Source organism: Macrococcoides bohemicum (assembly GCF_003259675.1).
Taxonomy (GTDB): domain Bacteria; phylum Bacillota; class Bacilli; order Staphylococcales; family Staphylococcaceae; genus Macrococcoides; species Macrococcoides bohemicum.
The window spans coordinates 487042-501776 of the sequence record NZ_PZJG01000001.1; the positions used below are offsets into that span (position 1 = coordinate 487042).

Annotated in this window: 17 protein-coding genes; 9 read left to right on the forward strand and 8 right to left on the reverse strand. The window is 32.4% G+C overall.

The genetic code is table 11. The features are described 5' to 3' along the window. Positions 1-48 precede the first annotated feature (48 nt). On the forward strand, positions 49-678 hold the full coding sequence (locus BHX94_RS03270; RefSeq protein WP_111744879.1) for a FusB/FusC family EF-G-binding protein: 630 nt from the start codon (positions 49-51) through the stop codon (positions 676-678). Between the two features lie 22 nt (positions 679-700). Here BHX94_RS03270 and BHX94_RS03275 read toward each other — a convergent pair whose 3' ends face one another. Next, positions 701-982, reverse strand: coding sequence for a hypothetical protein (locus tag BHX94_RS03275; protein ID WP_101035272.1), 282 nt, complete (start codon positions 980-982; stop codon positions 701-703). Beyond that, on the reverse strand, positions 961-2247 hold the full coding sequence (locus BHX94_RS03280; protein WP_111744880.1) for an RtcB family protein: 1287 nt from the start codon (positions 2245-2247) through the stop codon (positions 961-963). Before BHX94_RS03280 ends, BHX94_RS03275 begins: the two co-directional genes overlap by 22 nt. Positions 2248-2391: 144 nt before the next feature. Between BHX94_RS03280 and BHX94_RS03285 the strand changes: the two genes are divergently transcribed. From BHX94_RS03285 to BHX94_RS03295, 3 genes are all read left to right on the forward strand, one after another. After that, positions 2392-3063: a type 1 glutamine amidotransferase domain-containing protein gene (locus BHX94_RS03285; protein WP_111744881.1), complete on the forward strand. Its 672-nt coding sequence runs from the start codon at positions 2392-2394 to the stop codon at positions 3061-3063. 261 nt (positions 3064-3324) lie between these two features. Beyond that, the gene (locus BHX94_RS03290) at positions 3325-3534 is read left to right on the forward strand and encodes a hypothetical protein (RefSeq protein WP_111744882.1); all 210 of its coding nucleotides are present in this window, start codon (positions 3325-3327) and stop codon (positions 3532-3534) included. A gap of 144 nt (positions 3535-3678) precedes the next feature. After that, positions 3679-4851: an MFS transporter gene (locus tag BHX94_RS03295; RefSeq protein ID WP_165958563.1), complete on the forward strand. Its 1173-nt coding sequence runs from the start codon at positions 3679-3681 to the stop codon at positions 4849-4851. 10 nt (positions 4852-4861) lie between these two features. Here the strand turns inward: BHX94_RS03295 and BHX94_RS03300 are convergent, their stop codons facing one another. Together BHX94_RS03300 and BHX94_RS03305 are read right to left on the reverse strand one after the other, a co-directional pair. Beyond that, positions 4862-5296, reverse strand: coding sequence for a CHAP domain-containing protein (locus BHX94_RS03300; protein ID WP_242446643.1), 435 nt, complete (start codon positions 5294-5296; stop codon positions 4862-4864). 50 nt (positions 5297-5346) lie between these two features. After that, a complete protein-coding gene (locus BHX94_RS03305) occupies positions 5347-5832 on the reverse strand; it encodes a GNAT family N-acetyltransferase (protein ID WP_111744885.1) in 486 nt (161 codons plus the stop codon). Between the two features lie 342 nt (positions 5833-6174). On the opposite strand from BHX94_RS03305, the gene BHX94_RS03310 reads away from it, so the two are divergent. Both BHX94_RS03310 and BHX94_RS03315 read left to right on the forward strand, forming a co-directional pair. Then, complete coding sequence (locus BHX94_RS03310; protein ID WP_111744886.1) at positions 6175-6612, forward strand: BrxA/BrxB family bacilliredoxin; 438 nt, start codon at positions 6175-6177, stop codon at positions 6610-6612. Between the two features lie 7 nt (positions 6613-6619). Then, a complete protein-coding gene (locus BHX94_RS03315; protein WP_111744887.1) occupies positions 6620-7588 on the forward strand; it encodes an aromatic acid exporter family protein in 969 nt (322 codons plus the stop codon). Between the two features lie 31 nt (positions 7589-7619). Here the strand turns inward: BHX94_RS03315 and prli42 are convergent, their stop codons facing one another. Continuing rightward, entirely contained in the window at positions 7620-7721 is a 102-nt protein-coding gene (prli42, locus tag BHX94_RS12790; protein WP_157742174.1) for a stressosome-associated protein Prli42, read from the reverse strand. A 126-nt stretch (positions 7722-7847) separates the two neighbouring features. On the opposite strand from prli42, the gene BHX94_RS03320 reads away from it, so the two are divergent. Beyond that, the gene (locus tag BHX94_RS03320; RefSeq protein WP_111744888.1) at positions 7848-8951 is read left to right on the forward strand and encodes a M20/M25/M40 family metallo-hydrolase; all 1104 of its coding nucleotides are present in this window, start codon (positions 7848-7850) and stop codon (positions 8949-8951) included. 60 nt (positions 8952-9011) lie between these two features. Beyond that, positions 9012-10415 carry an NADP-dependent phosphogluconate dehydrogenase gene (gene gndA / locus BHX94_RS03325; RefSeq protein ID WP_096076409.1) on the forward strand — a complete coding sequence of 468 codons (1404 nt, stop codon included), beginning with the start codon at positions 9012-9014 and terminating at the stop codon, positions 10413-10415. A 48-nt stretch (positions 10416-10463) separates the two neighbouring features. On the opposite strand, the gene BHX94_RS03330 is transcribed toward gndA, so the two are convergent. From BHX94_RS03330 to zwf, 3 genes are all read right to left on the reverse strand, one after another. Continuing rightward, complete coding sequence (locus BHX94_RS03330) at positions 10464-11300, reverse strand: effector binding domain-containing protein (protein ID WP_111744889.1); 837 nt, start codon at positions 11298-11300, stop codon at positions 10464-10466. A 25-nt stretch (positions 11301-11325) separates the two neighbouring features. After that, positions 11326-11961, reverse strand: coding sequence for a hypothetical protein (locus BHX94_RS03335; protein WP_133353232.1), 636 nt, complete (start codon positions 11959-11961; stop codon positions 11326-11328). A 213-nt stretch (positions 11962-12174) separates the two neighbouring features. Beyond that, a complete protein-coding gene (zwf, locus tag BHX94_RS03340) occupies positions 12175-13653 on the reverse strand; it encodes a glucose-6-phosphate dehydrogenase (RefSeq protein WP_111744891.1) in 1479 nt (492 codons plus the stop codon). A gap of 108 nt (positions 13654-13761) precedes the next feature. Between zwf and rnz the strand changes: the two genes are divergently transcribed. Continuing rightward, entirely contained in the window at positions 13762-14682 is a 921-nt protein-coding gene (gene rnz / locus BHX94_RS03345) for a ribonuclease Z (RefSeq protein ID WP_111744892.1), read from the forward strand. Positions 14683-14735: the final 53 nt, after the last annotated feature.

Genomic DNA, 14735 nt, shown 5'->3' on the forward strand with positions numbered 1-14735 from the left:
TTTTATATTTATGCTATACTCAAATCATTAAAGTGAGGTATAGATATAATGATAAAAGCATATGAATTTGCGCAAGTTATGAATAATGTGAATCAGTTACTTAAGATTTATAAAACAAATGATCCAACGACGAATAAAGCACAAAAAAATATTATATTAGACGAAATTCGAGCGATTTACATTGTGAATGGCATAGATGCTAGTGAGTCTATTACTAAACTTGATGATATTCGGCTTTCCAAGACGAAAGCTGCTATGATGCTTTCAGAAATGAAACAGTTTGTAGAACCTTTTGAAATGCCTTCAGCTAAACAAGTAGAGAAGTTATTCAAAAAGGTTAAAAAATTAAACACACCACCAAGTGATCAATATGATCTTCAGATGATGAGCTATCTTGGATGGAATGACTATTCTGCAAATCGTAAGTATATTGTCTATAAGGATGATAAGGGTGCTTTTCAGAGTGTCTACGGAGAACTAGCTCCAACCAAAGTGAAGGGATTTTGTTCGATTTGTCAGCATGAATCTGATGTTTCTTTATTCTTAAATAAGACAAAAGCGAATAGTGACGGAACATATACGAAAAAGGGTGACTATATTTGTCATGATAGTAATGTGTGTAATCAACATTTAGACGATATCGATAAACTATATCATTTCATACAAAAAATAAAGTAAGTGTCGTATAATGACACTTACTTTATTTTTTATTGGTACTTTTTTTAATAATGAGATAGATCGTTATTATATTGACAATTGTAAAAGCTACAAAGATTATTAGCGAAATAGTAACTGCAATTTTAACCCATAATTCATCGCTTATGCTTAGTGTACGAATATTAACTAAGACGAATGCAAGTGAGATAATGAGTGAAAGAACAGGGGGTACTAAATTCATTTTATCTAAATTTGGATTGTTATAGCTTAAATATTTGATAATAACATCTCCTAAATAAGTATTTACTTCTTCTTCTGCCACCATTTAGGTGTTTCAATACCTTTATGATTATATACTGGTTTAATGATGTCAATAATTTCAACTGAGTCATGAATATGCTTAATTATCTCATCAATCGGTTTATACGCATCAGGTGCTTCATCTAAAGTGTCTTCCATAACTGTACTACTATATATGCCTTCCATTTGTTTTTCGAAGGTTTCTAAGTTGAGTGTCTGTTTGGCTTTTGAACGAGATAACACGCGTCCTGCACCGTGTGGCGCAGAATAATTCCACTCTGGATTACCTTTACCTTTCCCGATAATGATTCCGTCACGCATATTGATCGGAATAACAACATCTCTATCAAGACTCGCATCACATGCACCTTTACGAATTAAATATTCTTCTTCTTTTACTTCGATAAAATTATGAGGTGAATTTATGATTTTTGTATTATCCATCTGTATTCCAAAGTAATTGAGGATAACGGCTGTCATCATTAAACGACTCGTTTCTGCGAAGCGGCATGCAGCTGTCATATCATTGATGTAATGAAATAAGCTTTCACCTTTAAGATAGCTAACTTCTTCATCATAATGATTTTCCTGATTCAGTTGTTTTACAAATTTTATCATCGGTTGAATAGCATGATGTTTATTCTGTTCTTTTAAGATGTTAATGATAGGTGCAACATCAATATTTTTATGACTCTCTTTAGCTAAGTCCTGATAGTGTTTTTCTATCTTAGCCCCTAAGAAGCGGCTACCAGAATGAATCGTAAGGTAATATTCATCAGATTTGTTCTTTCCGATCTCAACAAAATGATTACCGCCGCCTAAAGTTCCGACTGAATTGATTAATTGAATCATATTTACATTTTGAAACAGTAAAGATGTTTGAATTTCTTTTAAATTATCTAAAATAATAGCTGTAATTTCTTGAGGTATATTATTAAATACAGGATTTTTTAGTTCATTGGTTCTTGGATATGTTGAAATATTATCAGTTATATACTGATCAAGTTCAGGAAAGTTAATATTATCAAGTTTACCTAATGGATAACTCATCATCCCACAACCAATATCCACACCGATAAATGCAGGTGGAATATTGGCATTAGATTTGTTCATTAGAATCGATGTACCAATCGCACAACCTTTTCCCTCATGTACATCAGGCATCATCACAATATTAGTGCCAGATAGAAAATCAAGGTTCGTCATATTCTGAACTCTATTTCTGGCAGCGTCTTCAATGTTATCTGTCATGATAACTGCATTTGTATATTTTCCTGTGATGTTTATCATTTTTAAAACTCCGTTCTTAAAAGTTCTTGAAACCAATTAAAACATAATTGTAAAATATAGTCAAAAAATATAAATAAAAATGTTTGCTAATAGTTTTATTAAACGGGTATAGAATGTTAATACGGATTAAAAGGAGAAATAAAGATGAAAAAAATTATGATTATTAATACAAATACAGATCATTATAAAGGTTTAGAGGAAAAGACAGGTTTATGGTTAGGCGAGCTTGTTCATTTCTATGATTATTTTAAAGACAAAGAAGTTGAGATAGATTTATACAGTGTTAAAGGTGGTAAAGTACCGATTGATCCATTTAGTGTGAGTACTTTGATGTTAGATTATAAGACTAAAAACTATATGGAAGATCCTGAGTTTATGAAATTATTAGATAATACAAAGTCTATTCACGAAGCGGATGTAAGTGAATACGACGCAGTTTACTTCACTGGTGGACATGGTACTATGTTTGATTTTGTTGATAATGAAGATATTTCTCGAATTCTTAAAGAAATGGATAAAGACATGAAAGTGATATCATCTGTATGTCACGGTGCAGCAGCTTTACTAAACTTTGAGGAAAATCGTTTGAAAGATACAGAGTTAACCGGATTCTCTAATCTAGAAGAACAAATAGTAAGAAAGACTAATAAAATACCATTTCTATTAGAAGATGAGCTTAAGAAGAAGGGTGCGAATTATAAAAAAGCGGTATTACCAATGGCATCGAAAGTCGTGCATGATGGTAATATCATTACCGGACAAAATCCACAATCGCCAAAAGGTGTGGCTAAGAAAGTCTGGAATGCAATTCAGTAATTATTTTACGAAAGAATATATATATTACCAATCTATCCAAAGTTTTGGATAGATTTTTTTATTTAATTACTGTCATATTAAGTTAATTATATAATATATATAATTAAGTGTTAAACTATGGTAATATCAATTTAGCACGCGAGGAGGGATGAAGATGACTATCACAAAACGTATAATAACTTCTATATATAATTATTTTTCTTAGTGCTGCAGGCATATTATATTCGTATCGATCAATAATAAATAATGAGGTGAAACAATATGAATTTTGGAGACAAACTATTTATTTTATTTTTAAATGCATGCTGGATGTTTTTCGTTTATTATTTGGTAAGAGTTCATGATAATGAGTTTTTATTTTATTTACCGTTTATGATACCCGCAAGCTTAATCGTTATTTGTTTTATCATGTTGATTCAATTAAGAGATGAAACGACAAAAGGTGTAAAAGTAAGAGAGTTTGAAGAATAGTTTATTATTGACATCTTTAAGTGTAAAATCATGTTATGATAAATTTTACATACTAATAACTAAATCATCACATTGACCGATAGCGATTAATCTGAATATTCTTTATAATTATTGTTAAATATAATAATAATGTGGAGAGAAAATATGTCTAGAATTTATTACAATATTCTTTTAATCCAGCTTTCATTTAGTGCTGGATTTATTTTTTATAATGTTTCAATTACATATTTCATTTATCAATTAACACAATCAACTTTTCTAGCAAGTTTAACAACATTTTTAAATCTCATTGCTAAAATGATAAGTAAGTTTTTTATTCAAAAATTCACTCAGAAATATACGATTAAACAAATATTATTAATAAATACATCTGCACAGATGATATTTTTATTATTGATGTTAGTGTTTATGAATTTAAAAGTATTATTAATCATATATATTCTTACTACTTTAATTTCTTTTTTTAATGGCATGTTCTATCCATTAAAAAACACTTTAATAAAAAATGTATTTGATGAAAATGAAGTCGCAAAAGTCATTGCAGGAATCTCTTCATTCGACCAGGCAATTATGTTTTCTGGATATATCATTGCAGGATGGATACTCGCAATGACAAATGTGGTTTTTGTTATGTCAATTACTCTTTTGTTTTTCGTTATTGCTTTTATTAACATTTTTATGATTCCAATTAATAAAAAAGAGTTGATTGAATTACAACATCGAACGACTACTAGTATAGTTGAAGGGTATCGATTATTGTTTAGTTTTCCTGTATTAAGGCAATTAACATTTATTGAATTTATTGAAGCCTTAATTGGGACAATTTGGATTGGTGCGATTCAATTAGCGTTTATAGAAGAGTTTTTGAATGAGGATACATCCTGGTGGGGTTACTTTAATGCTGCATACTTTGCAGGAACGATGATAGGAGCAATTGTAATATATAAATTTAAGAAGTTATCAACGCTAAATTTATATACCATTATCATTTGCCAAATCGTATATGTCATAACGGTCATAATTTTTGGTACTATAAAAATACCTGTTATTTCTGTTTTGCTAATTTTTATTATGGGACTCGTATTTCAAACTAAAGATATTTTGCAGGAAACACTAATCATTTCAAAGATCCCAAAAGAACATATCACTCTACTTACAGCATTTAAATCAACGATTATAGAATTTGGATATTTGATTTCAATTATATCAATTGGAGTTTACGCAGAAGTAGTTCCTATTCAGTGGGTGTATATCACTTCAGGGATAGTATATATGTTATGCATTTATTTAATGTTAAAATTGAAAAGATTACTTTGAAAAAATCACCTCAATCGACTTTAGATTGAGGTGACTTTTTTGGATTTATCTTAGGATGGATAATTTTATATCTGAATAAATTTTTATTATATATAATACGCTCTGTTATTTCATATGGCTGTGTATAATTCATCTCTGAAACTTTTACATTACCGTTTTGATATACATGCTCAATGTATGCTACATGACCTTGCGTGCCTCTTGGTGATTGAAGTAACGCACCTTTTCGTGGCGAATGGTTTACATTATATCCATCTTGTTTAGCAAGCTTCGCCCAATACTTTGCATCACGCCATGATCGTTCTATCATGTTGCCGTCTTTCTTTACTTTATCAAATACATAATAGGTACATTGACCTTTATCATAAGTGTTTATAGCCATCGGATCTGGCATAAGTTCTATTTTTATCTGTTCATATTTTTGGAAGAGTTTATCGTGATTCATAAATATGAGCATGATTGATATGATGAAGATGAGGAAATAGATTATTCTTTTCATAGTGATTTTATATACCAGCGATCCATTGCTGAATGGTCACTGCCTTCGATTGGTTGTTCTAATAATTGAAAGCCATACTTTTCATAGAGCATACATGCAACTTCTAGTTTACCCATTGTTTCTAAATAACAAGCTTTATAATGGTTTGATGCAAATGCTAATGCTTGATCCATTAATAGTTTAGAAATACCTTTCCCTTGTGAAGATTCTAAGATATATAGTTTTTGAAGTTCACATATCGTCCCATCTTCACTGAATGGGGCAATGCCAACACCACCTAAAACTTCTCCATTTTGCTCTGCTATCCAGTATTGTGCATATTTACGTTCACCATAATATGATGATAGTTGTGCTAGTTCTGGGTCAAAGTATGCTGATCCAGGGATATCTAAGTTGAACGATTCAAGAGACGTTTGAATGATTTTATGGATGATGGGATTATCTTTTTGTTGGATTGGTCTGATTTGAAATGTATTAGGCATAAGGATACCTCCTTTAAGATTACTGTAAATAGTAATGAAGCGCGGTGTGTATGTCAATAAAATAGGGATGCTCAATAATTAATCCTATATTTTATCCATTATACTTCGGTTATATATTATTGAGTAAGTTTGCAAACGAATAATTGTAGTTATGTTAAAGAAATAATACGTTGACTCATAAGTAAACGAACAATCGCTAATAAAAAATAGTAGGTAATACGTTACCAGCAATCAATAACCTATATATTATCTACATCTTTTTATATTCACGAATTAATCACTAGATTTCACGGTCTTTATTCGTTATGATAGTTGTATCAATTTAGAAGAGGTGTTATATCAATGGATATGAATTTTAATATGTTTATGGAAGATTTCGTAAACAATGCACGTCAAGAAATCGAAACTGCGGGTTACAAACAGTTAACAACGCCTGAAGCGGTTAAAGAAACGTTTGATAAACCTGGTACAACTTTTGTCATGGTCAACTCTGTTTGTGGTTGTGCTGGCGGTATCGCTCGTCCTGCTGCAGCACATGCATTACATTATGATAAATTACCTGATCAATTAGTAACTGTATTTGCTGGTCAGGATAAAGAAGCGACTGAAACAGCTCGTGATTACTTTGAAGGTTATCCACCAAGTAGTCCATCATTTGCTTTACTTAAAGATGGTAAGATTGTAAAAATGATCGAAAGACATGAAATAGAAGGTCACGATCCAATGAGTGTTATTACAAACATTCAAGCTTTATTTGAAGAGCATTGTGAGGAACGTTAATTCATTCATGAAGATTAAGCCTTATAAGATTGGTTCGCGTACGATTAAGACTGCTTTCGGTATGTCTCTCGGCGTAATCATCTGTAAGATGATGGGTCTCGAGAATTTCTCATCTGCTGCTATTTTAGTCGTTCTTTGTGTGAAGAATACAAAAGTAAAATCTTTAGAAGCTGCAAGTGCGAGATTTTTCTCGTGCTTGCTTGGTATTTTGTTTTCATATATTTTCTTTATGAATTTAGGCTTTAATCCGATTGTCCTCGGTATCCTCGTCTTACTGTTTATTCCTGTTACAGTAATGTTCGGTATACAAGAAGGTGTGGTCACAAGTATCGTTATCATTCTACATTGCTTTAATTCAGGTCATATTGACTGGGCATTAGCTGTTAATGAATTTCTATTACTTTGTGTAGGCATGGGCATCGCTTTAATTTTAAATCTTTATATGCCGAATCACAACAATACATTACATGGTTATAAACGTGCGATAGAGATGGAATTTCAGGTTATTGTCAGCCGATTGAGTGATGCGTTAAAGCATCCTGAAATTGTATTGAACACAAATGATATTGATAAGCTGCATGAAACGATTGAACGTGCGAAGTCACTTGCCTATATGGAAGTAGAGAATCATTTTTCACGTAATGATAATTCATATTATCATTATTTTGATATGCGTGAATCCCAACTTGAGCTTTTGGCACGTATGACACACCTGATTAATGAAATAAGCTGTAAAGATAAGCTACATATGCAGTGTAGCGGGTTGTTAGAGGATTTATCAAATAATATAACGAGCAATAATTTTACTGCAATAAGATTACATGATTTATATGAAATAATGCTGGATTTAGATAATTATCCATTACCGGATTCACATGAGCGATTGAAATCTCGTTCTGCCGCAATTCAGCTGCTTAAAGAAATAGAAAGTTATTTAATGATAAAATCTAAATTTGGCTCTTTAAAGATGTATTAAAAAAACGTTGAGAAGGTTTTCTCAACGTTTTTTACATATTAAGATATGGTAATACAGCGCTAAGCACTAATGCTGCAACGATTAATACAAGTAAGACGATAATAAAGACTTTGCGTGCTGTTTTGTTATTCATTCTGTACTTCCTTTCTTAAGAGCATTTTATTTATTATATCAAATAATCGATTTTACGTCTTATCCTTTATTGATGAACAGTTGTTTGGTACGATAAATATAAATAATATTTTAAGGAGTGTTGTAAATGAACCAGCAAAGATTAGTGGATACTTTTATTGAACTTGTAAAGATTGATAGCGAGAGTGGTAATGAACGTGAGATTGCAAATCATTTAAAAACATTATATTCAGAGCTTGGCTTTGAAGTCACTGAAGACGATACACAAAGTAAGACAGGTTTTGGTGCGGGCAATCTAATTATGAAATTAAAAGGCACAACAGATCAGGAGACAATATTACTTTCTTGTCATATGGATACTGTTACGCCCGGTAATGGCATTAATCCGATTATTACTGATAATGTTATTCATACAGATGGCTCTACGATTCTTGGTGCTGATGATAAAGCGGGGATTGCTGCAATGATTGAAGCGATTCGAACGATTAATGAAGAACAAATCCCACATGGTGATATTGAAGTAGTTATTTCAGTTGGAGAAGAATCTCATTTAATTGGTGCTAGTGTATTAGATGGATCTAAATTAAATGCGAAACTAGGGTATGCACTGGATGCGGGTAGTGAAGTTGGTACAATTGTAAACCAGGCGCCATCAAATGCGACCCTTAATATTGAAATTACAGGTGTTACAGCACATGCTGGTGTAGCACCGGAAAACGGTGTAAGTGCGATAAACATCGCTTCTCGTGCAATAAGCAATATGAAGCTAGGTAGAATAGATGCAGAGACGACTGCTAATATCGGTACGATTGAAGGAGGTTCAAGAACGAATATCGTTGCTGAAAAATGTTATATTGTTGCAGAAGCGCGCAGTCTAGTTGATAGTAAAATGGAGGCACAAGTTGCACATATGAAAGAAGCAATTCTTACTGCAGCAGCAGAACTCGGTGGGAAAGCTGATGTAGAGGTTAAAGTAAATTATCCATCATTTAATATTGATAAATCAAGCAAAGTAATCGAGATTGCAAGTCAAGCAGCTGAACGTGTAGGTAGAACACCAGAAGTTGTACCAAACGGTGGAGGTAGTGATGCTAACTTTATTAACAAGTTTGTTCCGACTGTAGTATTAGCTGTCGGCTATCAGGATATTCATACGGTAAATGAAAAGATGCCGATTGATGAATTAAATAAATTAACTGAACAGGTAATTGAAATCATTAAGCTTGTTTAGTTCAAACATTATAGACATGTGCTATAATTATCATGAAAATTCATTTGAAAGAGGTATATTATGAGTAAACAACAAATAGGCGTTATTGGTTTGGCTGTAATGGGTAAAAATTTAGCATGGAATATAGAATCACGCGGGAATACTGTTTCGGTATTTAACCGTTCAAAGGAAAAAACTGAAGAGATGATGAAAGAATCAGTTGGTAAAAATATTTTCCCAACTTACTCTCTAGAAGAATTCGTAAATAGCCTTGAAAAGCCACGTAAAATCATGATGATGGTTAAAGCTGGGGAAGCAACAGATGCAACAATCGAAAGCTTAATTCCATTATTAGATCAAGGCGATATTTTAATCGATGGTGGTAACACTAACTACAACGACACGATTCGTCGTAATGCATATCTTTCAGAAAAAGGATTCAATTTCATCGGTACGGGTGTTTCAGGTGGTGAAGAAGGTGCATTACATGGTCCTTCAATTATGCCAGGTGGTCAAAAAGAGGCATATGAACTTGTTAGACCTATTCTAGAATCTATTGCTGCTAAAGCTGAAGACGGCAAACCATGTGTTGCCTATATTGGTCCGGATGGTGCCGGTCATTATGTTAAAATGGTACACAACGGTATTGAATATGCAGATATGCAATTAATCGCTGAGAGTTATGATTTAATGAAAAATGTATTAGCTATGTCAAATGATGAAATCGCGGATACATTTAAATCATGGAATGAAGGCGAACTAGATAGCTACTTAATCGAAATCACAGCTGATATCTTTAAGAAATTAGATGAAGATGGTACGCCACTCGTTGAAAAAGTCATGGATAAAGCCGGACAAAAAGGTACAGGTAAATGGACTTCAATTAACGCATTAGACTTAGGTCAGCCATTAACGATAATCACTGAAAGTGTCTTTGCACGTTTCATCTCTAGTCAAAAAGATGAAAGAATTGTTGCAAGTGAAAATATCAATTCAAATAAAACAAATTTTGAAGGCGATAAAGCTGAATTCTTAGAAGCAATTCGTGAAGCATTGTATATGAGTAAAATTTGTTGCTATGCACAAGGGTTCGCTCAAATGAGAGCAGCAAGTGAAGCTTATAACTGGAACTTACAGTTAGGTGATTTAGCAATGATCTGGCGCGAAGGTTGTATTATTCGTGCACAATTCTTACAAAAGATTAAAGAAGCATATGATAATAACACAGATTTACAAAACTTATTATTAGACCCATACTTCAAAGATGTTGTAGAAAAGTATCAAACTAGTTTACGTAAAGTTGCTGCGACTGCAATCACTACAGGTACACCAGCACCAAGTTTTGCAGCAGCAATTAATTATTTTGATTCTTACACATCAAAAGATTTACCTGCAAATTTAATACAGGCACAACGTGATTATTTCGGTGCGCACACTTATGAACGTAAAGATAAAGAAGGCGTATTCCATACAGACTGGAAATAATTATGTTGTATATCAAAAAGCTCGCAAGAATTTTCTCTTGCGAGCTTTTTATAATGTTGGTATCCAAAGTTCAACTTTATTGAAGCTATTATCAAAATCCATATCATCAGGAAAAATATAAATATACTGACTATTGCGTTCGTAGTGAATATTAAAGTCTACTTGTTTTTCAACAGATTGCCAAATTTCATTGAATACATAATCAAGCTTTCCACGAGATTCAAATTTAGCGTAATCACCGTTATAGATTTGTTTGCTTTCATAATCAAAAGTACGTTCTGACTTCACTCCTACAAATATTTCTATATCATTTGCATTAGGTTGAACAACCACATAAATTTTTTTGTCTGAGCTAAATGATAATAATGATTTAATTTCTTCTTTTTCTTTTAATTCATAGACGATATCCGGGATAAGAAAATGATTACCTAATTCATTAAATGAAACGATTTCTTGTATTCCTACAATTCTGAAACTATCCATCGTCTGCATTTTATAAGGCATCGGAGGCTTCGTCGTCACAGATAGCTGAATGTAGAGTCGTTCTACCATTCTTAATTGTTCAGGGTTACTTCTAACCTGAATCGGTGAAATTTGATGGTGTTCGCTAAAAGCAGTACTAAATTCATGTGCCGTCTGATAGCCAAATTGGTTTGCGATATCAACGAGACGGTAATTACCATTTAACAACTTTTTAGCGGCCTCGGTCATCTTACGATGATGTATATATTCTTCTATATTCATTCCGGCAATCATCGTAAATGTTTGATTTACATGCATCGGATTTTCATTTAAATATGTACCGATTGTTTCATATTGAAAAGGTTCAAATAAATGATCTTCAATATATACGATTGTTTTCTGCATTAAGTCAATATTATTCATAAGTCACATCTTCCTTAAAGTTGCTTTAAATAGATTTCGTGTATTCATAGATATTTATTTTTTCTGATGGATCATTATTTATATGTTGCAAAGGAATATGATATTTCAGATTGAAATGAATGATATCCTGTAAATATACTTCATATTCAGGTTTTGCATAATACAGAATGATATCACATTTTTCAATAGATGATGTCATTAAGTTTTCCATAACTTTTTGAAATACGAATACAGAAAAAGGATTGAAGAAAAATAAATGTGTCTCTTCACCATTAAATTGATACTGTAATGCATTAATATTTTGAGCAGTAACATCATTTTCTTGATGATGTAATAAGCTATAATTTTTAATGTTTTCAAGGCTTTTTAAGTATAGCTGCTTATTAAGTTCAATACCTATCGTTTTTATTTTGAATACATAATTAGTGAAGATTGGTACACGCATTAGTCCAGAGCCAAAATCTACTAATAATGCATCTTTAGTTATGTCTTCTTTCATCATGTTATATAATGATAATAAATCACGATAAATAGTTGGTTCGTACCGATTAGAATGATGATTTGTAAAAGTTTCAATATAAGGATTAGTCTTTATATTGAGCAATGTATCGAAATCCTGCTCTGTGTAAAGTTCAAAAGATGATCGTATAAATTTATTCATAATTCAAATATTAACACAATTATGGCACAATAAAAAGAGGGTGAGACATAAGTCTTAACCCTCTTCTGTTTAACAGCTTAAACGGCGGAACAGAAGTTGCCCCTACGACAAAAACCGAACAAAAACTATAAATCAAAGAGCGATTTATTAGTATTGTCCGGTTTTTGCTTGCGGCAGAACACTTCTGTCCCAGCCTCTTTTTTAAGATTTATATTATACGTCCCACCAGTGGAAGTTATCTCGACTTAATAACAGATCGCTTTTTACAGGGCCGTTAGATCCAGCCTGATAATTCGGGAATGGAGCAGGATGTGCATCCCAGTATTCAGCAACAGTATCTACATAACTCCATGTTGCCTTTAATTCTTCCCAGTGTGTAAAGTTAGTGGCATCGCCTTTTAGACAATCATAAATTAATCCTTCATATGCATCGACAGTATTCATCTTATCTTGTGTCGTCATCGCATATGATAATTTAACTGGTTCAGTATTGATACCTTCGATATATTTACGTGCATTTAAATGAAGTTCTATTCCTTCATTAGGCTGAATATTTATGACAAGTAAATTGGAATCTAGCTGATTATCTTTTTGATAATATAGATTCATCGGCATTTCTTTAAATTCAACAACAACACGTATTTCTTTTTCCTTCATACGTTTACCGGTACGAATGTAGAAGGGAACACCTGCCCACCTAAAGTTATCGAGCATAACTTTAGCGGCAACAAATGTAGGTGTATTACTTTCTGGATTTACATTTTCTTCATCACGATATCGTTTTACTTTTTCACCGTTTATTTCACCGACATCATATTGTCCTCGAACGAAATAGCTTCTTACGTGTTCAGGCTGAATTTTACGGATAGAACGGAGTGCCTTTACTTTTTCATTTCTAATATCTTCAGATGATAATGAAATAGGAGGCTCCATTGCAAGAAGTGAAACAATTTGTAACATGTGATTTTGTACCATATCTTTTAAAGCGCCACTAGTATCGTAATAGCCACCACGGTCTTCAACACCTAAAATTTCTGAAGAAGTGACTTGAATATTTGAGATATATTTATTATTCCATAACGGTTCAAACATTGCATTGCTAAATCGAATTACTTCGATGTTCTGTACCATATCTTTACCAAGATAATGATCAATTCGATAAATTTCCTCTTCTTTAAACGATTTTCTTAACTGATTATTTAGTTTTTCAGCAGAGGCGAGATCTTTACCGAAAGGCTTTTCAATAATTAATCGCTTAAATCCTTTTGTTTTTGTCAGTCCGCTAGATTTTAAGAAATCTGACACAGTACCAAAAAATTCTGGTGCCATTGCTAAATAGAATAGACGGTTACCATTTAAGTTATATTGTGCATCTAAAGATTCAGATAGTGTTAGCAGCGCATCATAACTTTCTTTATTATTTACGTCATGGGACTGGTAATAAACATGTTCCATAAATTCATCAATTTTATGTGTATCTTTAACGAATTTTTCGATAGATGATTTGATTTCTGCTCTGAATGTTTCATTTGTCCAGTCACGTCGTCCAATACCAATGATTGCAACATGCTCATTCAAGTTATCTTGCTGATAAAGGTGGAATAACGATGGAAATAACTTGCGGTGACTTAAATCACCTGTTGCACCAAAAATTGTTATTAAACAGGGGATATTTTGCTTTTCAATTTCCAAAATAAATACCTCGATTCTATTAAAGTCTATTTTATTTTTTCATACAATGCCTAAAAAAACAAATAAAACATGCTATAATGACGTGATGAAATAAAAGGTGGTAGAAAAATGAAAATAACTTTTTTAGGAACGAGTGCAGGTTTACCAACTAAAGAAAGAAATACACAAACGATCATACTTTCTCTTGCACCGTTAAATAATACGTTCTGGTTATTTGATGCCGGTGAAGCTTGTCAGCATCAGATATTACATACAAATATTAAACTTGGAAAGCTGGATCATATATTTATTACACATCTGCATGGTGATCATATTTTTGGATTACCGGGTCTACTCACATCAAGAAGTTTTCAAGGTGGAGAAAATAAACCTTTAAAAGTATTTGGTCCAAAAGGAATTAAAGCATATATCGAAACGACACTGTTAATTTCAGGTTCTCACTTGAATTATCCGCTTGAAATCATCGAAATTGCTGATGGAGACGTCTTATATATCGATCAGATAAAGGTGAATGTAGGAATGTTAAAACATGGCATAGATTCATTTGGATATCGTATCCAGTTTCCAGACACAGAGGGTAATCTAATATCTGAAAAACTGATTGAAGCAGGCATTCAGCCGGGTCCAATTTATCAACAGTTTAAAACGCAGGAATTCGTTGAGGTAGATGGTATCATTTATGAAACGAAAAACTATCGAAATCCAAATAAACCTGGTAAGATTATTACGATATTTGGCGACACAATGCCCTGTGAGGCAGAAATAGATCTGGCAAATAATGCGGATGTTATAGTACATGAAAGTACTTATTTAGATGGTGATCTGGATTTGAGTCATCAATATTACCATAGTCATATTGATGACGTAGCAAAACTTGTTGCAGAATCGCATGCGAAAAAAGTATTGATTAATCATGTGAGTAATCGTTATGATTTACAGGATATTGCATTATTGAAAGATGTAATACAGCATAAATATCCGGAAATGGTATTTGAAATCGTGAAGGACTTTGATAATTTTGAAATATAAACAATGCGCGCTCAATTAGCTGAGCGCGCATTATTAATTTGTTGTTATAGTTA